Here is a 22,224-nt window from a genome sequence, read left to right on the forward strand (position 1 = left end):
CGGCTTTTTTTAGGATAAAGCCGGCTGTCTTTATCACCTAAGTTGTTAAAAGAAGAAAACTAGCGTTTCCAAAGCTTTTAAAGACATAAAAATTTCTTTTATCCAATAACCTTACCAGCTGCAATCATCTTCTCTTTATTAAGGCAGTAGAAGCTTCTCAGCAAATTTTTATATCTTTCCCTAGGCAAAATTAAAGATTAAGTATCTAGTTCTGTATTATCTTGCCTATTTTGCTTCTTCCCTATATAAGCATTCCCCTAAAAAGCAATCAAAAATATGTATATACTTTAGAGAAAGCATACCATGAATCCCAGCTCTTCTTTTACTATCGACCATTTACCTAATGAGATACTAACCCCCATTTTAGAGCACAGCACCTCGCCTGCCTTATTTAGCGTTTGTACAAGATGGAGACACCTGTTAACTACTGAAGTCATGCCCTCGCTTTATAAGCAAATAGGTAAAATGCATTTTCCTCAAGGAAATATTAGCGAACAGGCTCTTATTTTAGACAAAATTTATAAGCTAGAAGATGGGCTTTCTGAAGTAGAAAAAGCCAACGCAATTTTCAAGCAAACCTTTAATTTAGCTAGCTCTCTTGCTCCTATAAAGCTAGAATTTAAATGGAAAAGTGAAGAAACAAGTTTTTTTACTCTGGCTAATTATTCTTCTTATCTTATAAATATTAATCGTCTATTGATATGGAAAAAATTTCCTGGTGGAGAGGAATACTTAGAGCAAGAGAAAATCAAGTATTTGTCTTTAACGGAAAAAGGAGAGCTTTTTGAGCAGTGGATTGAAGGGCATGGCAGAGATATTAAAAGCTTAGATTTACGAGGACTTGGCTTGACCTTTTTACCTATGGAGATAGGACAGCTTTCGCAGCTGCAAGAGCTTTACTTAAACTACAACCACTTGATCACCCTTCCCGCAGAAATAGGACAGCTTTCGCAGCTGCAAGAGCTTTACTTAGGCAATAACCAGCTCACCTCCCTTCCTGCAGAGGTAGGGAAGCTTTCCCAGCTAAGAAGACTTTACTTAAACAACAACCACTTCACCACTTTTCCAGCAGGGATAGAGCAGCTTTTGCAGCTGCGCGTTCTTAGCTTGATCGGTAACCACCTCACCACCCTTCCTACAAGGATAAGGCAACTCACTCAGCTGCAAGAGCTTTACTTAAATTACAATCAGCTTACTACCCTTCCGACAAAGATAAAGCTGCTGTCGCAGCTGCAAAGTCTTAACTTAAGCCACAACAATTTTAACTCTCTTCCTACACAACTAGGGCAACTCTCTAATCTGCTAGAGCTTTTCTTAAGCGGCAACCAGCTTACCTCTCTTCTTGCTGAGATAGGGCATTTATCTCAACTACAAAAGCTTGATTTATCCGATAACCAGCTTACTTCTCTTCCTGCCGAGATAGGACAGCTAGCTAATCTTAAAATGCTTAATTTAGACTGCAACGAGCTTACTTCTCTTCCTGCCGAGATAGGGCAGCTGACTATGCTTGAAATGCTTAATTTAGACTACAACCAGCTAGCTATGCTTCCTGCCGAGATAGGGTATCTTTCTCAACTGCAAAAGCTTGATTTATCCGATAACCGGCTCACTATTCTTCCTGAAGAGATAGGGCAGCTAACTGAACAACTGCTAGATCTGAGGCTAGATGGAAATCCGCTGGAAAGTATTCCTAGAGAACTAAAAAAGCGCTTTAGACGGTAGCCGAGAAAGTCTGCATCGTTTTTGCGCTCAATGTATAATTAAAACAGATTTAGCATTCTCGAAACGTTGTAAAGCTATAGAAAACCTTATTGTACGCTTAAACATTACTACAAATATTTAATTTTTCTTTTTTTAAGTGAAAATAATAAGGAAATGATCGAGACTTAGTCTAGGTCAGCCTAAATAGCCTTTAGCCCGTTATCTCTTTCATTTCCGGAATAACATTGATCTCTGGATGCACTTTAGCACGAATAATTTGTTGAATATAAGATAAAGTGGTCCCTACAGAAGAGTAGCACGAAGTACAGGAACCATGGTAAGCAATAAGCAGCTCTTTATCTTCCAGCAAATTTAGAACACTAACCCCACCCGCATCTAAAGCAATATAAGGACGAATATCTTGATCAAGCACTTCTTCAATAACCGCTAACTTTTTCTTTAAAGGTAATTCTTTCCAACCAGGATAACCTCCTGGAATTACATTGTCCATACCTACAGGCACAGGTGTAGCCAAATAAGAATCGGCCAGGGGTATATCTATGCATTGCTCGGCACAATTTTCAATGGCTTCCAACACTAGATTTAAGTGAGAATAGGTTTCATGAGGAAAAGCAGCCTCATCGGCACGATCGCGTACTTGCCTATCAATAAGATCTGCATTTATGCGCTGAGCTTGAAGATAATTTTTTCCTACTAGCAACTCACAAGCTATTTCCGAGGCGCCAATCAAGGCTGTATGGCCAAACACTTGGAATTTTGCATCTACAATCACTCCATCGTCTTTATCTACCAACCAATAAAAAGAGACTATATTTCCCTCTTCTAAGCTACCGGCAGAGCCTTCTATAAAAAACATTCCCCTTTCGACAGCATCTTCCTTTAGGAAAATTCCTCCGCAGTAAGGGTGATCTATTTTACTGATTAATTTTTTGCTGTAACGTGTCCAAGTAAACGGATGGACAAATTGCAAAATTCCCATATTTATCTCTTCAATGATGAAAGTAAAGGTGTGAAGAAAGTTTGCGCAGCTTCAACACACAATCTTTAATAATTTCAACTGCATGCATGACCTCATCTTCAGAATTATCTTTACAAAAACTAAAGCTTAGCGTTGAAGAAGCTAATGCTTCATCCCTAGCAGAAGCCATAAGGATTAATTTTAACTGCTGAAAATTTCCTCCTCCCATACTAGCATAAACACCTTTTCTATTTAAGGCAAATAGAAGAGCTTCATTATTGATACCTGCAAAAGCAATCGCGCTAATATGAGGAAGCCTGTGTTGATCTTGAAAAAATATCTGGGTATGAGGAATGGAGGAAGTAATCTGGGTTTCAAAAAGGTCTCTTAAGCGGGCCACTTCCGTACACATCAAATCTTGAGCTTCTAAAGCTTCGCAAGAAGCTTCACCTAGCCCTACTAGAGCCGGTACATTTAAAGTCCCCGCTCGCTTGCCGCCTTGATCCATTCCCCCTACAATAAAGCTGCTACACTTGATTCCCTCTTTAATATATAAGCCTCCTGTGCCTTTAGGAGCATGTAAATGATCCCCGTTGAAAGTCAAAAAAGCTGGGTTAATATCTTCCAATTGAAAAAAAAGCTTACCCAAGACATGAGTGGCGTCGATATGTAATAAAACATCTTTTTCTTGGCATATTGCAGAAATTTCTGCTATCGGATTTATCACACCGGTAAGCCCATTAGCCCATGCAAGAGAAACAAGAGCCGTACGAGGTGTAATGGCGTCAGCTACTGCTTCTGGGGAAATATAGCCTGAGGGATTTGCTTTCAATATTCTTCCTACGCAGGTCCAATCTTCTAAGCGATTGATCAGCATGGTAGCAGGGGCCTCTTCAATATTTGAAGTGATGAATTGATTTTTCCCTGTTAGACGAGTAACATCATGATAAACGGAGTAAAAGACATGGTTTACTGCTTCAGCACCGGAAGAAGTGAATACAAAAGCGTCTGTTTTTTTTATATTTAGCAGCTTATAAATATGATTAAGGCTTTCTTCGATTGCTGGAAGAAGTTCTTGTCCCAGATGATGAGGAGCTAATGGAGCTCCCCACCGTCCATAAAAGAAAGGGAGCATTTTACTAACCGTTTTCTCTGAAGGACGGGTAGTCGTGCTATTATCAAAGTAGATGGAAGGCATATTATTGTTGAATAAAGTAGGGGTCTTGATAATCGTAGATGATAGGTTTGCCAGTAGTTAATTCAAGCAGGACAACTTCTTCTTTGGACAAATTACTTAGAAACATAATGATTGCTCTAAGGGAGTTGCCGTGGGCAGCAATAAAAATATTCATTCCATTTTTCAAGGCAGGTAATATGTAATTTTTGAAATAGGGAACAGTACGAGCACTTGTCATTTCCAGGCTCTCTCCCCCGGGGGGAGCCACCTCAAAGCTGCGGCGCCAAATTTGAACTTGCTCTTTTCCATATTTTCTTATGGTCTCTGTCTTATTTAAGCCTTGCAACTCTCCATACATTCTTTCATTAAGCTGCCAGGCACAATAGACAGGCACTGTGTCTTTCCTTGTTTCCTCACTATGAATTTTAAACCATTCCTCTAAATGTTTTTGAGAGCTAGGCTGGATAGCAGGTACCCTGCCGGAGGAGTGGTGGAGCATGGCAAGCATCGCGGTTTGCTGCGCTCGTATCAAAGAAGAGACAAAAATAGCGTCGATAGGAAGCTCGCTAATGAGCTTTCCACCTTCTATTGCTTCTTGCATTCCTCTTGACGATAAAGGAACATTTACCCAACCTGTAAATAAATCCAATTCATTCCAACAGGATTGCCCATGGCGCATTAAAATTAGCTTACTCACTTTTAAGTAACCTACATTCATTATAATTTTTCATCATAGCTACTCATCAAGCAAGTATCAAGAAAATTATAACTCCTTAAGAGACTAGTCAAGGTTGATCATTTAGACTTGCAAACTAAGCTACCGTGGGTGAGCTTTTCTACAGAGATATAAGGGTTGTAATTTTAATAAAAATTGTTTAAAGTTATCTCTTAAAATCAATTAATTAGGCTTTTTAATGGAAAAAACAAAAAACAGACTGAGCAAATTTTTGGCTGCTGCTGGAGTAGCCTCTCGTAGAGGCTGCGAAGAGATTATTTTTGCTGGTCGGGTAAAAGTGAATGGTGATATCTGCCTTATCCCGCAAACCATGGTCGGCGCTAAAGATAATATTGCTGTTGATGATGAAAAAATAAAGCAAGCGGAAGCAAAAGTTTACTATCTTTTAAATAAGCCCACTGGATACGAATGCACAAATGCCAGGCATCGTGATACCAAAATTGTTATAGATCTCTTTGAAAATGTAGAGCAAAGGCTATTTACGGTCGGTCGTCTAGATAAAGAAACAGCAGGATTGCTGTTAGTGACCAATGATGGGCATTTTGCTAATCAAGTCATTCATCCTTCCCAAAATATTCAAAAAGAATATTTAGTAAAAACTGACCAAGATATTACCGATGAGCACCTAAAAGCTATTGCTAGCGGTACCCTGATCGAAGGTTCTTTTGTCAAGCCTGTCCGTGTTACAAAAGTTCGTAAAGGGACTTTAAAGGTGATCATTATGGAAGGTAAAAAACGCGAAGTGCGTCATTTATTAGAAGCAGTAGGCTTAAAAGTTTACTCCTTAACACGCATTCGCCTGGGTGGTTTGATCTTAGGACAATTGCCTGTAGGCAGCTGGCGCTCTTTAACCGATCGAGAAAAAAAATTAATATTTGAGACTCATTAATGAAAGCAAATAGGATACCTGCCCATCAGCTAGAAGAAATCATGCCTATCCTTTTAGGCGCCTGGCGGCGTATGCATAAGGAGGCTGGCCCTGCTGATAAATTGCAAACACGTGAATTTCGTCGCGTGGTGGAAGGTGTAAAGAATTTACAAGTAGGCCTTGAAACAGGTAATCAACTTATAGGTAGAGATTACTTTACAGATAAAAATTTATTGGGCTCCTATCTGCTTTATCATTGGGTAGTTAATTATCAACAAGGATTATCTATCCTAGCCGAAATCCCTCTTAAACCTAAAAGTGTTTTAGACATATGTAGTGGGCCAGGAGCTTTTTCTCTAGCAGCCATTAAGCATGGGGCCTCAGAAGTAACAGCTTTAGACTATAATCAAGCTGCTCTACAACTCGGCGCTGAAGTATGTGGAAGATCAGGCTACGCTTTAAGCATTCGCTCCTGGAATTGCCTTAAAACACCCCTTCCTTTGGAAGGGAAATTTGACTTAATCATTGTAGCTCATTGTTTAAAAGAACTTTTTCCTATCAATAGTGCTAACTGGCAGACTAAGCAAAATGAATTTTTGTCCATGCTACTTAATCGACTCACGCCTGCGGGCAATTTAGTAGTTGTCGATTCTTCTCATCCCGAAGCAAACCAGAGGATTTTACAGATACGCGATTGCATGGTAAGAAAAAAGGTACCTATACAAGCCCCTTGTGTGTGGAAAGGAGAATGTCCCGCCCTTCAAACTAAAAACAATCCCTGCTATGCCCAGCGAGAATTTTATAAGCCTTATATTATCAGAGAAATTCAACGTGCTGCCCAAATCAATCTGGGCTCTTTAAAAATGTCTTATATAATTTTTCGTAGCCCTCAAGCTGAATGGCCTATTTTAGAGGAGAGAAAATATTACCGAGTGATTAGCCCTCCAGTTGAGTCTTTTCATGGCACACGTTTTTATTTATGTGGGGTAGATGGCAAAAAACATTTAGGCTCCCGCTTGCAGGTGCTTCCTTCCGAATCTAAAGCATTTGAGTATTTAAGGCGTGGTGAGCTAATTTCTATTGACAAAGCTCATGAAAATCAAAATGCTATGGATATTATCGAAAATACACAGGTAAAAGTGGCAGCGGCCTGTGGCAAACCTATCCCTGAAGTTATTGATGAATAGGTAATCATTTGAATGGATAAAGAAAAATACGTTTCTACTAGAGAGCTACAAGCTGCTATAAAAATTTTAGAAAGCTTTTCTTATCGTAAAGAAACATCTTCTTCTACCTCTATTCTAAAAAAAACTATAGTATTCGCTAAAAAGCTTTTTTCTATTGGCTCTGTTAAGGTAGAAGAGAAAAAAAAGGTTCAACAAGCTCTTGCAGTAATTAAAAACAGTTTTTCTTTAATTCAATCTTTAGCCCAGGGCACTTTTCGGCAAAAACAAATAGCATCTTCTGCTTACACAGCTGTCGATCGTTTTAATGCGGTAAGCAATCATCTAAACAGACGTCCACTCCCTTGGCGCCGATGGATGGACACACTTCTTGTCAAAATTCCTAAAAGAGAAAAAAAGAAAGGAAAAATAAATTTAGGCAAAGAAATTTCCTGCAAGCTTTATAGCCAAGAAAATGAAAAGATTAAGTTACCACTCCCACCGTTTTCTCAAGGCGAACTTTTGCCTACTACTCAAGAAATTGACGCTTTTCGTATGAAAGCTATTACTTTGCTTAAACATCATGAAGTGCGCTTTACTTCTTTGACAGAACAATTAAATATTATTCGTGAAATGCCTATTGTAATTAAGGAACAGACCCCTTTGTCTAAAGCGATTGCTGAATCTGTGGTAGCTCTTGAGCAAACGATATCTTCCTTTCCGGGGGAAACTATTGAGCTTAAAGGCACTTTCAAACGTTCTTTAACAAGCAAAGGTCCCAGCATTCCTATACCTGAAAGCTTTCATATCACCACTCAGTCCCAGCAAACAGGGTACCCTCACCCTTCTCAGCACCATGGATGGTGCTTACCCCCCTTCTTCCTACCAAAAGATCATGCATTGAAAGGCAAAATGCAAGAAATTGCTAACGAACTAAAACCAACGGGTCGTTTTAATCTACAAGCTAAAGCTTTTCTAAAAGCCAAGCAAGAGTGCTTTAATCAACATGCAACTGAGTTTTTATCCCTTCATCTCCAGCTAAATGGATGCATGTTGAAAATCATAGGGATAGATGCGGAAACGATTTTAAATTCTTTTTATAAGCATCTTCTGCCACACAATAATCCTTATCATTACCTTAGCTCCCTGCATCAAACCATTATCGATCAATACCTCGAAAAGAGAAAAGATTCTTTAAAAGCCGCCCCGTATACTCCAACAGACTTAGAATACATCTATCAAATTGGCAATTTTTATGAAATCTGCATGGGAAAACATACAAACTTGCTAGAAGAGCTTGCATTAAAGCAACTGCACGACTTCCTGATAGAGGTTGAAAAGAAAGAAGTTTTATCTCCTTCTACTATGTATCACTGGCTTAAAGAGATGCTTCTAAGTGATATTAATTTTTTCAGCAGCCAGCGCTTGTATTAAAGTGATTTTTTATCATATACTGGTAGAAAGTGGCCTGGATACAAAGCTAATTCCACTGTAGTATCATAAGGGGTGTTTAAGGGATACTCTAATTCTGCTACCCAGAGCCCATCCATTCCATCGCCCCCATCACCTACTTCATATACTTTTAAATTGACATGGTAAAGCTGGCAAAGAATTATCCCATCTATTTCAGGTTTGCCCCAAATAGGATATCCTCCATTTTTCTCTGCCTCACTACTATTATGCTTAATCCCTTTTATATAACTTTCATAGCTATCTATATTTCCATATTCTTCCTTTAAGCTATCTTTTATCCAGTTATTCTGAGAGGGAAGAGCATTAACATATTCGCTTACTTTTCTTCGCAAATCCGTAAGAGTAAGGCTTTTATTTAATTTTTTATTGAGCGCTTGAGCAAAAGCATCAAAAAAACAATCACCATTATCTATGGCTGTTCCATAGTCTTTATCTATGGCAGCTAAATCACCTTTCAAACGTTCAAGGCATCGGTCTTTTACGCTTCTTTTCGGTTTTGCAGACGGAGCATTGCTTGATATACATAAGCTCTTTAAATCTCTATCTTCTTCTTTTTGGTCTATTTCCTCGTAATCTATCTCATCTTCGTCACTTTCTAGGTCGCTGTCGTAATAGAAATCTCCATCGTCTGAGTGAAATAGACTCTCCTCTAATCTATCGTTAGCGGCAAGAGAAGCTTTATGCTGAGCTTTGGGCTCACTCACTTTTTCATTAGGATTTGCCTTAATCTCGCTTAAAAAAGTCTCTTCTGGATAATTAGCATTGGGTCTACCTATCTCTTTATCCAGCGTGGATTTTTCCTCTTGGGAGAACTTATAGAAAAAAGTATCCGCTTTTTCTGAAGTCCTACGCACCTGGCCCTGAGGTTGTATGTCATCGCTTTTATAAACCGCTATTGAACGTTTACCGGTAAAAAATGCTTTCCATCCTTCTCTAATTTGGCTATAAATCATTCCAAAACCTAAAGAAAAAAAGGTCAATGCTAGGGATTTAAAACCTATTAAAATTCTATGGAAAGGAGTGTATTTTGTCTGCTGGCCAGACTCAAGGGAATATTTTTTGCCATCAGGCCCTGTAACCGTATATTCCAAAGAGTCAAACGATTGATTATCATATTGAGTATAACTTTTTTCTTTATCTATATACTTTATTATCATTATGAAATCACCTATTTAAGGATGTTTTTTTGCCTTCGAACTATTTTCTTCCTTTTCAGCTAACTGATGGTGAACGGCTTCTTCTTTTTCCTCATTGTCTGCTTTAAAAAAGGCAGCCGCAGGTAGGGGGTGATGTTCAAGTTCTTCCTCTTCTTCCTCTAGGTGCGCCTCTTCTTCTTTTACGTGTTCAGAGGATTTAAAAGTGGAGGAAGTTCTAGGTGTGATTACAACACTTCCTGGAGTAATGGCCTGCTCCAGAGGGACAGAAGAATTTTCTGCTACCTGAACGCCTGGATGGCTTTTCTTTTCGCCTATCATCCAATTTCCTATTAATTCGAAGGAGGTAAAATACAAGCCTAAAAAAGCATCCGCTAGGCCTATGCTTCCCTGCTTAATTTCATGACCTGTATATTTCTTAATGGCATTGTTTACCACATCTCCTGCAGGGGCCAATACAGCCGCTATAAAAAAATGCAAGCTCATTGCCACGGGTACAAGGGGAATTAAGGCCACAATCCCTACAGTACCTGCTGTTACGCGACCAATCGTTGCAAGCGCATGCAAAGCTTTGCTCTCTTTCATTTGTTTAGCCACAGTCGTTAGCTTAGGCAGACCTTTTCCTGGATTTTCTGTACTTATTTCTATAAAGCCCTTGTGAGCTTCTTGTGTTTTCTGTACAGAATCCATGCTAGGGGCCGAAGAAAAATCTCTGGGAAGTATAGCACTCATATAACCCTCATGATGTTAAGCTTCTATTTCTTTAGCTAGTTTCCTAACATGGCTTTCCCACTCTTCTTTTACTTCGGGTGAGGCCTCAATAAAGCCCCATAGCTTTTCTAGTGACTCCAAAGCTAAGCCATGTTGCTGCATAGATTGATAACAACGAGCTAAATAAAACTGGGTCTCTAAAAAGTTAGGATCTATTTCTTCAGCCATTAGATAATAATTAAGAGCTTTAGCGTACTCTCCCTCATTTTGATAGCAATATCCCATGGCATTCCAATAGGAGGAAACGGTGGGAGAAAATGTTAATAAGAGATGTAAAAGAGTTTTAGCTTCTTCGAATGCATGATTGTTAAAATTTTTGATGGCAAGCTCATAAATTAAGAGTAAAGTCTCACTTGAAAGGCCATATAATGTCGTCCATAAAGGCTGATCGGCATCGATAAGACTATTTGGATCCAAGACCTCATGATCCTTTGAAATAGAATACTTTTTTTGAATTTCTTGAATTTTTTTAAAAGCTTGTTCTATTTCATTCAGAACCTCTAGCATGGAGGGGGTATCACTTTTTTCTAATAGCTCGATTTTGAGCAAATTAATTCCTTTCACATATTTTTGGAACAGCAAAGTTAAATTTAGCTCTTTGGCTATTTGCTCTTTAAAGGCTAACCTGTATTGATGCTCTGTTTTTAATGGAGTGGCTAGCAAATGAAAATCTTGGTTGTTCACATATTCTTCAATTACAGGCTTTATCTTGGCATCAAAAGCTTTTATTTTTTCCTGCTGCATAAAAGATCCTTAGTAAATCACTCTCTTAAAATTAGTATACCTATATATTTATAATTATTGCAATTAATTTTAAATAAAGTAATATATTATATATTAACTTATTTAGTTTATTAAACTATTATAATATTTCTACTTAATCAATTAGTTTAAAAAAATGATCTAAAAAAATTCTTGATAAATGTAAAATTTTTTAAAAATTATAAACGATAGAAGATTGTCTATTAGCATTTAAACAGCCTCACCTCCAAAAAAGGCTTTTCTCTCCTCTTCTTTTCCATGGTAGTTTGATAACCATGGATCTTTCACCTTTTGCAACATTTTTTAACCAATTATCTCTCAGCTTTAATAGAACATCTCTTCACTTAAAAAGAGGCTTTGGATGCTTAGGTATTTAATAATAAAAAGGTTAGCGTTAAGAAAAAACTATAGAAAAATGTTTAATCCCCCCTTTAACACTAAGCATGCTATAGGATCAAGCAAAAGGGTTTGACAAAGTGGGGCTACGAGGAAAAATAGATTTAAAATAGGAGGTAAGTCCCTTATTAAAATATTCCTTTCTTTATTCAAAATTCGCTTTTATTGTATCGTTTACCTATAATTCATTATTTTAGGTTAAAATTATGCTAAAAACAATTTTAGGCATTTTTGGTCGCTCTCCTTTTGCTCCTTTGCAGTCTCATATGGAGATCGTTAATAGCTGCGTACAAATGCTACCTAGTTTATTCGAAGCGATGAAAAATAAAGATTATGCTGCCGTTGAAAAGATCGCAGAAAAAATATCTGAGCAAGAGCATCATGCCGATCTAGCTAAAAACCATATTCGCAATCATCTACCTAAAAATATTTACCTACCTATTGAAAGGCAGCATTTGTTAGATATCTTATCTTTACAGGACGATATTGCTGACAAAGCCCAAGACCTAGGGGTTCTTTCAACGTTGAAACCTTTAGAAATATTGCCCATTTTCGAAAATGAATTTAATCTATTCCTTGTTAAAAATATGGAATCTTTTGAAGAAGCAAGGCTAATTATTAACGAATTACACGAACTCATCGAAACCTCCTTTGGAGGGGTGGAAGCGGAAAAAGTTCGAAGTATGGTAGAAAAGGTAGCTTTTAAAGAACATGAGGTAGATATTCTTCAACGTAAACTTTTGAAAAACCTCTATCATTCTGAAAACGAGATGACGCATAGTACCTTTTATTTATGGCAAAAGATTTTTGGAACAACTGGTGCTCTTTCCGATATATCTGAGAAGCTGGCTAACCGTGTAAGACTCACCTTAGAACTGCAATAACGGAGATTGAATGATACCCGACATTCTATTGATACCTGAAAACATGCTTTTACTCATCTTTCTTTTGCTAGCAGGCTTTTATATGGCATGGAGCATTGGAGCTAATGATGTAGCAAATGCAATGGGAACCTCTGTAGGTTCTGGCGCACTTTCGTTGAAAACAGCTGTAGTCATCGCAGCTCTTCTAGAATTTTCAGGGGCTTTTTTCTTTGGGTCCCATGTCTCTGATACTATTCAAACAGGCATTATCGACTCTACTCTATTTGCTTATGAACCACGCATCTTAGTTTATGGGATGCTAGCTTCCTTGCTAGCCGCAGGCATGTGGTTGCAGATTGCCTCCTACTTTGGATGGCCTGTTTCTACTACTCATTGCATTGTAGGAGCAATTGTAGGGTTTGGCATTGTTGTAGGAGGATTAGAGGCAATACAATGGGAAAATATATTATTTATTATCACTAGCTGGGTGATTTCCCCTATTCTGGGTGGAATCATTTCTTACTTTATTTTTAATATTCTAAGAAAGAAGATTTTCTATACGCCTAACCCTATCAGGTCTGCCCAAAAGATTACTCCTATGATCGTTTTCTTAACAGTCATAGTAATGGGCCTTATCCTGGTTTTTAAAGGCTTGCAAAATTTAAACTTAGAATTTACCTTCTTAGAAGCCCTTATTTTCTCAGCTTTTTTAGGAACGATCGGCTCTTTTATAAGTTATCTACTTTTACGCAATATCTCCGCACCTACACGGTGCCAGCAGCCTGTGTGTAATGCTGAGACTAGCTTGTCCTTAGATAAAGCTAGGAAGCATTTGTTAAGGGCCAGAGAAACAGTCTCAGGAAATGAAATGCATTATCATTTATCTATCTTGCTAAATGAAGTTGATAATGTATCGACCACAATCAAGAAATCCAGCGATGGCGAAGTACACAAATCTGAATACGCTACCGTTGAGAAAATTTTTGGCTATCTTCAAATCATGAGCGCATGCTTAATGGCATTTGCGCATGGTGCAAATGATGTAGCCAACGCGATTGGACCTCTTTCCCAAGGCATCCAAGTTCTCATTAATAATACCGTTATTACCACTAGCACTACGCCTGTGTGGGCCTTAGCTTTAGGGGGAGTAGGAATCGTAGTAGGATTGGCTACCTGGGGCTGGCGTGTCATTGAAACAATTGGTAAAAAAATTACTGAACTGACTCCTACTCGCGGTTTCGCAGCAGAATTTGGCGCAGCCACTACAGTGGTACTTGCTTCAAGATTAGGGTTACCTGTTTCTACTACGCATACGTTGGTGGGATCTGTGGTAGGCGTAGGATTAGCACGAGGTTTAGAAGCTCTAGACTTAAGTATGACACGCGATATCATGATTTCCTGGCTAGTGACTGTACCTACAGGTGCTTTAATAGCTGTAGGCTTTTTTAATGCTATAATGTATCTTATTACCGTCATTTAAACTGCTACGCCTTACCTACCTATGGCAGGACTTTAAAGCTTTATTGAATTTTTAACCGTTCTTTTAGGATAATTTTAAAATGAATAAAATTCTTCTGTTTATCTTATACTCACTCGTTATCCAATCTGGCATGTATGCAGAGGCTCCTCGCCCTAAGGCTATTCTTCAAGCTCACCTACATGCAGCTTCAACTAATCCTAGCGATATTAAAACAATGAAAATCCATCCTGGCTCCGCAGTTACCCTACAAGCTGAGATAAAGAATGTCGGAAATTTGCCGAGTGCTCCAGGAAAAGTTTATATTCGCTTTGTCTTGATCGAACCACTAGAAGACTTACTACAAAGTCGCACTTTCCATACAGAAAGTATTCCCCTACCTACCCTCTATCCTGGGCAAGTAACTGTTGTTAAGTTTATAAAAGAACATCAATGGCCGTCCCTACAGGATTTTATTAAACAAAATTGGAATATGCGTCACTATCAAGCAGTAATTAAAATTGATGGAGAAAAAGAGGAAAAAGTGATTGGCTATCTCCCTATATTTTTCTCTGCTTATTATTATGAGGGGCATCATCGTGAAGTGCCTAGAGAGGTTAAATCACGCTAAAGGATAAAAACTTTTATAATATCTATGCCAGATACTCGGTCCAATTCGCGCCCCTTTAACTTATGAAGCTACTTTGCTCGCTTTGTTGGATAGAAAAGATAGAGAAAAAGAGATTGCAAAAAATAATCTGTAAGGAATTTATAGGAAAAAGATATGCATTCACTTTCTTTTGTCCCCCACATAAAAATACCCGAAGAGGTGCAATTAAAGATTCTTAGCCTTCTAAATGAAAAAGAATTACCGATTGCAGCCCTTGTTAACAAACATTGGCAGCGAATGGCCCAAGATCCTTCTTTATGGCGGCCTATTTGCCAACGACGCTGGAAAAACCTTAGCCACTTTTCTTCTCCAGGAAAAAACTGGCGAAAAATCTGTAAGAAAAGAGTGCAGATGTCGCAAACGATGAGGCTAACGAAAGGCGAGTATTCGAAAAATAAATGTAGAGAGACTATCTACAAATTACCTAATTTCTCAGGAAAAATCCTTGCACTTAAAAGAGAGAAACAGTTTGCTTTTATAAAAGCTACAGCAGGTACAGCGCAAATCTATCACTTGGACGAAAAAAGTTGCCAGCTAGTGTATGATAATGTGAAAGAGGAAAGTTCTCGTCTGATTCATTATCAAGAAGGCCATATTATTCAAGTGACGCAAGAAGGGCAGCTCTATCGTTGGAAAGTTAATGAGGCTTTTCCTACAACTTCTCTATGTTACCTTGAAAATTTTGAAGAGGCTTACTTTGCTCAAAATCATTTATTTTTAGTTAATTCTCATCTCACGCAATTTAAAATTGTGGATGTACGCACAGGATTAAGCTGCTACAAGACTACCTTGGCACCGATCAATTTTATTCTCTGCCGAAATAATCAAGCCTTAATCCACTGTCTAGATGGCAGCCTTTATTTTATTAATAATCTAGAGAGCTCTTTCTCCAGCAGCCTTATGGCGTTGGAAGGCAACCTTAAGTCCCCTCTTAATCAAGAACTCTGCCAGTTTGATGAAGCTCGAGTCATTATTTTATGTGAAGATGATTTACAAAGAAGATGCCATATATGGGATGCTTCTAATGGAAAAAAGAAAATAGAGTTTACCTTGGCACCACGACCTGTGGAAAAATGTGGGGATAAGAAGTCAATTTTAACAACCTCTAGTTATGATGGCAAGCGCTTAGGAGTAGGATTAAGTATAGTTTTTGTTTTAATTTATGATGTTGATGATGGAAATTTTTTAACGTCATCAAACATAGGCGACATAGATTCTGTGCGCTTTCTTGCTTTAGATGAAAACCATTTCCTCGCCTCTACTTTTCATCCTGAATTCAAGAGTTTTGAACTTTATCAACATACTCCAGCTAAAAAATATGGTGGAATAATATTGCCCTTCCTGCCTAACACATATCCATGGGTAAATTCTAATACTATTCATGCTAGCTACGATGGCCGCAAACTACTCTTTTGTGATGAGCATGGATGGCTGCATCTATGGGACTTTGCTCATTTGCAAGGAAAGGAGCCTATTTTAGTGGCTCCTCCCTATGCTTAAGAAAACTATTTGCCTATCTGAAGCGTTTGGCTAATTAAAATAGATTGCAACTGCTCATAAGAACGATAAGAGGAATATTTTTCTTGCTTCATTTCTTGGCTAAGCGTCTCAGTGAGTTGTTAGGTTACTTGAAGTTGAGCATCTATAAAATGTCTAGATTCTTCAAGCTTGATGAAAGAAGAGGGATCAACGGATAAAGAAATTGAAGAGCCAAAATAGTTCTTTATAGCTAATAGATACCGTTGAGAAAGCTTCAGCATTTGCTCGTCTCCAGGATAGACTAAGCGAGCTCTTTTCTCCTGCCAAGCTGAAAGTCCTTTCTTATCTGCATTGAATTTTCTCTGAGCTTCCTCTAGCTCTTTAGACATTTGTTGATAGCTTTTATGCTTTCTTTCTATTCGAGGAAAATCTGATGAAGCTTTGTCTATTAAAAGAATCCAATCCTCATTTATTGCAAGTTTACATTTCTCACGCTTGTTTGCAATTTTTTCAATTACCTCTTTTTTCTGCTTTACTGCTTGCTCAAAACACTAAATTTTTTCATCTATTGGGCCATAAATTTCTTTTTCTTGCTGCTGATAAATTGTATATTCATCTTCTAACATTTGGAAATCTTGAGGAAATTCTGCAAGCCTTACTCGTGTGTCATCTAAATTAGGAAGGATAAGGGGAAGGGAATGAGAATCATCTAAGCTAGATATTCTTTCTAACAACTCTTGAATATGCGAAATTATATTATCTATTTCACTACAATGGAGGAACTTTTCAACCAGAGAAGCATGCAGTTCAGCTATTGAGTAGCGATTATTTGTAAAAAGAAGCTTATCAAATGCTCGCACGCTTTGTTCTAAATCTCTGAGCATGTCTAGTTTTTCATCGGTCTGCTGTAAACTGTGCTTCAGTACTTCTTCAATTTCTTTACCTACATGCACTGTAGCCGCTATAGGTGCCCAGTTTTTTCCTGATGAAACCTATTGTAGTTGAATAAGGGCCTGGAAGCCTGAGCTTCAAAGAAAAAATTTCTTTAGCGAATTGAAATATTGCCAAAGACTCGCTATCCCCTTCTTTCATTTGCAGGTAGGTATAAAGATTAGCTTTAAACTGCAGATGTGCCTCAGTTTCTTGCTTCACTCGATTTACAAAAACTGTAGTTACTCTTTCGTCTAATTGCTTCTCTTTTCCTTTCTCGTCAACTTCTCTAGGCCTTTTTAGGCTTCTTTATTTGCAAGGGCTCAGAAGACGGAGAAGAATGGGGGCCTATAGGATGATTCATAAGACTCTCCTTTTTCCTCTTAGAAATTAGATCTTTAGCAAATTGCCTTTGATAATGCGCCAATTGCTTGAGGAGAGGAATAAAAAGCTTTTTGAATGGAGAAAGTTAAAAGAGATCTAGAAATGATAAATGCCCCTTAAGCTTCCATGCTTTAAAGGAGGAAAAGAATTTTTTTTTAAGAAAAGCGAAAAAAAAGCTTAAGGAGGGTCTAAATATTTATTTAGCCACCTTGTTAGGTAATTTTAATTACCTTTAAGAGACAAAAGCAGCCAATGGAAGATTCTAACTTATGCAAAGACCTAGTAGGAGTGTCGGTAAAATAATTTAAACAAAAGCTATATTTTTATGATCTATAAAGAAGTAAGAAAGAAAAAGCGCCTTTTCCCTTTAAATTTTTATAATATCAAGCAGCTTATAGATTAAAAAAGAGAAAGCAACTTGAAGACACCAGGCTTATTCCATTTATTTTCTCTATTCTTTTTTAATAAAAGGCAAACTCATCAGATTTTAGCTCTAGATTCAAGCCTGTAAGGACTAATAAATATTAAAAATATTTTTATTTTAAAGACTAATTTTAAGGGGAAAAGAGGTGGTTTTTTAAGGGGAAAAGAGATGATTATCCGTTCACACTAAAGACTTAAAAAAATTTATTTTGGAAAGCTTTAAGCCTTATTTTACAGGGCGGGCGTAAATATTTTGGCAAAAGACTTATCAAAAAATAAGTTGATAATATATACGCTAAAATTAGCCAAGGAGATCCATTATGACAGCCTCTATTGATACAGATACTATCGTCGATAATCTTGTAAATAAAACCAAGCACTACCTGATTACGACTGTCGGTAGAATTGCTGAAGATGCGCATGCAGATGAAATTTATAACGCCCTTTCCTATGCTCTTCGAGAAGAGGTAATGATCCGTTGGTTAGCAGGGGTCCGAACACAAAATAAGCAAGATACCCGCATGCTTTACTATCTTTCGATGGAGTATCTGCCCGGAAGGATTCTAAATAATGGGGTCACCAATTTCAGAGCCCTAGAGATTGTACAAGCTGTGCTGCAAAAGCTGAATCGTTCCTACAACGAAATTATCTACCATGAAGCCGATCCTGGCTTAGGCAATGGGGGCTTAGGACGCCTTGCTTCCTGTTTCTTAGATTCATTGGCTACTTTAAATTATCCGGCTCAAGCTTATGGGCTAAGGTATCAATATGGAATTTTTGAACAACAACTTTGGAATGGTGCGCAGGTGGAAGCCCCTGATTGCTGGCTGATCAGTGGTAACCCTTGGGAATTTCGCCGCGATACCCGCCGTGTGCATGTTAAATATTGTGGAAATACTACTGCTCTCCACAATATTCACGGTGACGATATTTACCAGCTAAAAGACTTTGAAGAAGTGCAAGCCCTTCCCTATGATTATCCTATCGTAGGATATGCCAAAGATAATAAATACTCTGTCGTAACTTTACGTTTATGGACGACTAAAGAATCTCCTCGTAATTTCCAGCTACAACGCTATAATGCCGGTCGCTTGGACCAAGCAGCTGAAAATTCCGCTTTAACAGACGTATTATATCCTAGCGATCATCACGAAACAGGTAAAAGGGTGCGCTTAAAGCAAGAGTTTTTGCTTGTTTCTGCTTCATTACAAGATATTGTTCGCCATTATCTGGCTCATCATCAAAACTTTCGCTCGTTTGCTGATAAAGTACGTATACAAATTAATGATACTCACCCCGCCATGGTAATCCCTGAGCTCATTCGCATGCTTATCCAAGAACATGACTTACCTTGGAGAACAGCTGTAGAGATGACACAAGCCTGTACCGGATACACCAACCATACTGTGCTTAGCGAAGCTCTGGAAGTATGGGATAAAGATCTATTTAACTACCTGTTGCCTAGACAATTACGGATTATTGAAAGGCTAAACCAAGAATTTTGTAATACCGTACGTAGTAAATATCCTCGTGATGAAGATAAGGTAAGACGCATGTCTATCATAGAAAATCAAAGCATTCGCATGGCAAATCTTTCTGTTATCGGCTCACATTCAGTCAATGGCGTCTCAGAAATTCACTCAGAAATTTTAAGAACTCGAGTTTTTAAAGATTTTTATGAGATGTTTCCTGAAAAGTTTTTTAACGTTACCAATGGAGTCACTCAGCGTCGTTGGCTATTAGAATGCAATCCTGAGCTTTCTAAATTTATTACTAAACGCATTGGAGATGGCTGGATCACGGACTTTGCCAGTATAGGAGAGTTAGCTAACTTTGCTAGCGAGCTGGCTAGCCAAGAAGAATTTTTGGCTATCAAAAAAAGAAACAAACAGCAGTTAATAGAATTTCTTAATGAAAATAATAGGCAGCGCAATGAAAAAGGCGACCTAGTTGTGCCCTCTCCCCTGATTGAAGCCGATGCTATTTTTGATGTGCAAATTAAGCGTATTCATGAATACAAACGTCAATTGATGAACATCTTAAATATCATCATGACCTACCAAGAAATTTTAAAAAATCCTCAACATCAAAGGATAAAAAGAGTATGCATATTTGCTGGAAAGGCTGCCGCCTCCTATGATCTGGCTAAAAATATTATTCTTCTCATTAATGCTGTTGCCCGCAAGATCAACCATGATCCTGCCGTAGCAGGTTTTTTGAAAGTCGTGTTTATTGAAAATTATAACGTTTCGCGGGCTGCTATCATTATTCCTGCTACCGATCTATCCGAACAAATCTCTACAGCCGGCACGGAAGCTTCTGGTACAGGTAACATGAAATTGGCGATCAATGGAGCTTTAACCATAGGCACAGATGATGGGGCAAACATAGAAATGAAAGAATCTATTACTGAGAAATGGTGGCCTTTTGCCTTTGGTGCTTCGAGGGCTGAGATAGAAAAAATGCAATTCGAGCATTCTTACAATCCTAAAGAAATCTATAACAAAAACCCCTCTATCCAAGCAGCCTTAAATACCTTACGAGATCATACGTTTGCCAATAATGAGCAGGAACATCAAGCTTTTAATGGAATATTTCAAATACTATTAGAAGGTTTTTACGGGTCAGGAGCCGATCATTATTTTATTTTAAAGGATTTAGAAAGCTATTTTGAAACACAAAAGAAAGTCGAGCTTCTTTACGATAATCCTTTACTTTGGGCAGAATATGCGATTCACAATATAGCAGGAATGGGCAAATTTTCTACAGATGTTTCCATTAAAAATTACTGCGAAAAGATTTGGGGTTTAAGCCCTTGCCCTACTGATCCTGAAATACTGAGAAGGGTAGAACACGAATATAGGCAGTATGGCCGTTAATCATTTCCCATTCATAAATGCTTTTATTATTTTGCTTTTTAAAATTAGGGGCTATCATAAAGGCCCCATTTTTGTATAAGCTGCTTATACAAACCTTTTTCTTTGACGCGCGCTAGCCCCTCGTTAAAAAAATTAATAAATTCTTCCGATTTAGGATGATCTAAGGATACTAAACGAAGGCCTTGATGGGATAAAGGCGCTGTGGCTATTTTTAGCTTATTATCATAAAACCTATGGATCATCATTTGTGCATGCCATATATCCATAATGACACCATCTATTTTGTCGTTTTTAAGATTTTCTAAAGCTGCATTCATGCTCTCATAAGTTACCAAGATAATAGAAGGATAACGGGATACATCATAAATGGAAGAAGTTCCCGCAATAATACCAACAATTTTACCATCCATATCCTCTAAGCGATGAGCATCAAATTTTTCGTCCACGACAAGCACGGAACCTAATTTATATAAAGGATGGGAAAAAATATAGGTTTGGCGATTAAGACTATTAGGTACCATGAAAGTGAAAACGGCATCATAGTTCCCCGCCCTAAGATCTTCTAAAAGGGTATTGGGGTTAGCAGGAACAAATTGAATACGCAGATTGGCTTCTTTACCAGCAGCAAGCACTAGCTCTTCAGCAAAGGCTTGGACGTTCAGTTCTTTGCCAGTAAAATCAAAACCATTCCAATTGATATGACGTGCGATAACTATGCTTTGAGAGTTTGATAAATACTTTGAAGAAAAGCAACCAGAGCGAATCCCGATGAGCAGCAAGATTCCTAATAAAAGAATAACAAAAATACGTATTAAATTTTTATAAGCTAAAAAACTAGTCGATTCCACTTAGATATGTCAGTACTTGTTAATTATAGTCCGAACCCCAGTGCTATTTAAGAAAATTATTTTCTTTAAGTGCTAACCGCAGATCTTAGCAGATTTTGCTCAATAAATAAATCTATAAAATTAATTAGCTAGCCTCTAGTCATGATATATTCGCACCTTTCCTTATTATCCTCTCTAAAAGGTAGGTATCTTCTGATATTACAGAGAGAATCAAATTGATTTTGCTGCAAACCAAGCTTTTGCAGCTAAGAGAGCAATCTTATTCTGAAAAAAAAAGGTCAAACTGCTTGCACGCTGTATAAAGTACACGCAGCTGACAGAGCTGCCCTTTCTTTTCAGGAGGGAGGACTAGCTGGCTGCTGCTTAATCGAAGATTTTGAAGATCAGTAAGCTGCCCTATCTTTGCAGGAGGAGTGGTAAGCTTATTGTTCTCTAAGTTAAGCCAACGTAACTGCGAGAGCTGCCCTATCTTTGCAGGAAGAGTGGTAAGCTTGTTGTTCTCTAAGTTAAGCCAACGTAACTGCGAGAGCTGCCCTATCTCTGGAGGAAGAGTGGTAAGCTTATTGTTCTCTAAGTTAAGCCAACGTAACTGCGAGAGCTGCCCTATCTTTACAGGAAGAGTGGTAAGCTTGTTATTCTCTAAGTTAAGCCAACTTAACCACGACAGCTGCCCTATCTCTGCAGGAAGAGTGGTAATCTGGTTATTTTCTACGCAAAGAAATTCCAGTCCAGGCAGCTGCCCTATCGCTGGAGGAAGAGTGATAAGCTGGTTGTTTTCTAGGCAAAGACATTGCAGTTGAGACAGCTGCCCTATCTCTGGAGAAAGAGTGGTAAGCTGGTTGTTTTCTAGGCAAAGACGTCTCAGCCTAGGCAGCTGCCATATCTTTGCAGGAGGGGAGGTAAGCTGGTTGCTGCTTAAGTCAAGACTTTCAAGCTTAGAAAGCTGCCCTATCTCTGCAGGCAGGCTGGTGAGCTCGTTTTGATTTAATTCAAGCTCTTGCAGCTGAGACAATTGCCCGATTTCTGCAGGCAGGCTGGTGAGCTTATTTTGATTTAATTCAAGCCTTTGCAGCTGAGATAGCTGCCCGATTTCTGCAGGAAGAGTGGTAAGC

At 38.2% G+C, this 22,224-nt stretch carries 19 protein-coding genes; 9 read left to right on the forward strand and 10 right to left on the reverse strand.

What is annotated here, in order from left to right; genetic code table 11:
* The first annotated feature begins 303 nt into the window (after positions 1-303).
* Positions 304-1,722 (forward strand): leucine-rich repeat domain-containing protein, encoded by a 1,419-nt coding sequence (locus tag NEOC95_RS03735; protein ID WP_213151674.1) that lies wholly within the window; start codon positions 304-306, stop codon positions 1,720-1,722.
* A gap of 190 nt (positions 1,723-1,912) precedes the next feature.
* On the opposite strand, the gene NEOC95_RS03740 is transcribed toward NEOC95_RS03735, so the two are convergent.
* The 3 genes from NEOC95_RS03740 to NEOC95_RS03750 are packed head-to-tail and all read right to left on the reverse strand — an operon-like array spanning position 1,913 to position 4,554.
* Complete coding sequence (locus tag NEOC95_RS03740; protein WP_213151675.1) at positions 1,913-2,701, reverse strand: NifU family protein; 789 nt, start codon at positions 2,699-2,701, stop codon at positions 1,913-1,915.
* A gap of 10 nt (positions 2,702-2,711) precedes the next feature.
* Positions 2,712-3,878 (reverse strand): cysteine desulfurase family protein, encoded by a 1,167-nt coding sequence (locus NEOC95_RS03745; protein ID WP_213151676.1) that lies wholly within the window; start codon positions 3,876-3,878, stop codon positions 2,712-2,714.
* Position 3,879: 1 nt separating this feature from the next.
* The gene (locus NEOC95_RS03750; protein WP_213151687.1) at positions 3,880-4,554 is read right to left on the reverse strand and encodes a 2,3-bisphosphoglycerate-dependent phosphoglycerate mutase; all 675 of its coding nucleotides are present in this window, start codon (positions 4,552-4,554) and stop codon (positions 3,880-3,882) included.
* Between the two features lie 217 nt (positions 4,555-4,771).
* Here NEOC95_RS03750 and NEOC95_RS03755 point away from each other — a divergent pair, with 217 nt between their 5' ends.
* From NEOC95_RS03755 to NEOC95_RS03765, 3 genes are read left to right on the forward strand one after another with little or no spacing between them, the layout of a single operon-like run.
* A complete protein-coding gene (locus NEOC95_RS03755) occupies positions 4,772-5,482 on the forward strand; it encodes a pseudouridine synthase (protein ID WP_166157216.1) in 711 nt (236 codons plus the stop codon).
* Positions 5,482-6,648 carry a small ribosomal subunit Rsm22 family protein gene (locus tag NEOC95_RS03760; RefSeq protein WP_213151678.1) on the forward strand — a complete coding sequence of 389 codons (1,167 nt, stop codon included), beginning with the start codon at positions 5,482-5,484 and terminating at the stop codon, positions 6,646-6,648. Before NEOC95_RS03755 ends, NEOC95_RS03760 begins: the two co-directional genes overlap by 1 nt.
* Before the next feature lie 12 nt (positions 6,649-6,660).
* The gene (locus NEOC95_RS03765) at positions 6,661-8,058 is read left to right on the forward strand and encodes a hypothetical protein (protein ID WP_213151679.1); all 1,398 of its coding nucleotides are present in this window, start codon (positions 6,661-6,663) and stop codon (positions 8,056-8,058) included.
* Here the strand turns inward: NEOC95_RS03765 and NEOC95_RS03770 are convergent.
* From NEOC95_RS03770 to NEOC95_RS03780, 3 genes are read right to left on the reverse strand one after another with little or no spacing between them, the layout of a single operon-like run.
* A complete protein-coding gene (locus NEOC95_RS03770) occupies positions 8,055-9,254 on the reverse strand; it encodes an OTU domain-containing protein (RefSeq protein ID WP_213151683.1) in 1,200 nt (399 codons plus the stop codon). The genes NEOC95_RS03765 and NEOC95_RS03770 overlap by 4 nt on opposite strands.
* A gap of 15 nt (positions 9,255-9,269) precedes the next feature.
* The gene (locus NEOC95_RS03775; RefSeq protein WP_213151684.1) at positions 9,270-9,983 is read right to left on the reverse strand and encodes a hypothetical protein; all 714 of its coding nucleotides are present in this window, start codon (positions 9,981-9,983) and stop codon (positions 9,270-9,272) included.
* Between the two features lie 15 nt (positions 9,984-9,998).
* Positions 9,999-10,766, reverse strand: coding sequence for a tetratricopeptide repeat protein (locus NEOC95_RS03780; RefSeq protein ID WP_166157231.1), 768 nt, complete (start codon positions 10,764-10,766; stop codon positions 9,999-10,001).
* 620 nt (positions 10,767-11,386) lie between these two features.
* Here NEOC95_RS03780 and NEOC95_RS03785 point away from each other — a divergent pair.
* The 4 genes from NEOC95_RS03785 (at position 11,387) to NEOC95_RS03800 (ending at position 15,669) form a co-directional block, all read left to right on the forward strand.
* On the forward strand, positions 11,387-12,064 hold the full coding sequence (locus tag NEOC95_RS03785; protein WP_166157235.1) for a TIGR00153 family protein: 678 nt from the start codon (positions 11,387-11,389) through the stop codon (positions 12,062-12,064).
* 10 nt (positions 12,065-12,074) lie between these two features.
* Positions 12,075-13,523, forward strand: a complete 1,449-nt coding sequence (locus tag NEOC95_RS03790) for an inorganic phosphate transporter (protein WP_207391825.1) — start codon at positions 12,075-12,077, stop codon at positions 13,521-13,523.
* Positions 13,524-13,602: 79 nt separating this feature from the next.
* Positions 13,603-14,130 carry a hypothetical protein gene (locus NEOC95_RS03795; protein WP_166157238.1) on the forward strand — a complete coding sequence of 176 codons (528 nt, stop codon included), beginning with the start codon at positions 13,603-13,605 and terminating at the stop codon, positions 14,128-14,130.
* 153 nt (positions 14,131-14,283) lie between these two features.
* Complete coding sequence (locus NEOC95_RS03800; protein ID WP_166157241.1) at positions 14,284-15,669, forward strand: F-box protein; 1,386 nt, start codon at positions 14,284-14,286, stop codon at positions 15,667-15,669.
* A 119-nt stretch (positions 15,670-15,788) separates the two neighbouring features.
* Here NEOC95_RS03800 and NEOC95_RS03805 read toward each other — a convergent pair whose 3' ends face one another.
* The gene (locus tag NEOC95_RS03805; protein ID WP_166157244.1) at positions 15,789-16,037 is read right to left on the reverse strand and encodes a hypothetical protein; all 249 of its coding nucleotides are present in this window, start codon (positions 16,035-16,037) and stop codon (positions 15,789-15,791) included.
* 162 nt (positions 16,038-16,199) lie between these two features.
* Entirely contained in the window at positions 16,200-16,601 is a 402-nt protein-coding gene (locus NEOC95_RS03810; RefSeq protein WP_166157247.1) for a hypothetical protein, read from the reverse strand.
* A gap of 1,104 nt (positions 16,602-17,705) precedes the next feature.
* Between NEOC95_RS03810 and glgP the strand changes: the two genes are divergently transcribed.
* Positions 17,706-20,264 carry a glycogen/starch/alpha-glucan family phosphorylase gene (gene glgP / locus NEOC95_RS03815; RefSeq protein WP_166157250.1) on the forward strand — a complete coding sequence of 853 codons (2,559 nt, stop codon included), beginning with the start codon at positions 17,706-17,708 and terminating at the stop codon, positions 20,262-20,264.
* Positions 20,265-20,308: 44 nt separating this feature from the next.
* On the opposite strand, the gene NEOC95_RS03820 is transcribed toward glgP, so the two are convergent.
* Positions 20,309-21,112 carry a transporter substrate-binding domain-containing protein gene (locus NEOC95_RS03820; protein ID WP_213151685.1) on the reverse strand — a complete coding sequence of 268 codons (804 nt, stop codon included), beginning with the start codon at positions 21,110-21,112 and terminating at the stop codon, positions 20,309-20,311.
* A 259-nt stretch (positions 21,113-21,371) separates the two neighbouring features.
* Positions 21,372-22,224: leucine-rich repeat domain-containing protein (locus NEOC95_RS03825; protein ID WP_213151686.1), on the reverse strand; the 853-nt coding region annotated here is incomplete at its 5' end.

The sequence above is a fragment of the Neochlamydia sp. AcF95 genome, from assembly GCF_018342455.1.
Classification (GTDB): domain Bacteria; phylum Chlamydiota; class Chlamydiia; order Chlamydiales; family Parachlamydiaceae; genus Neochlamydia.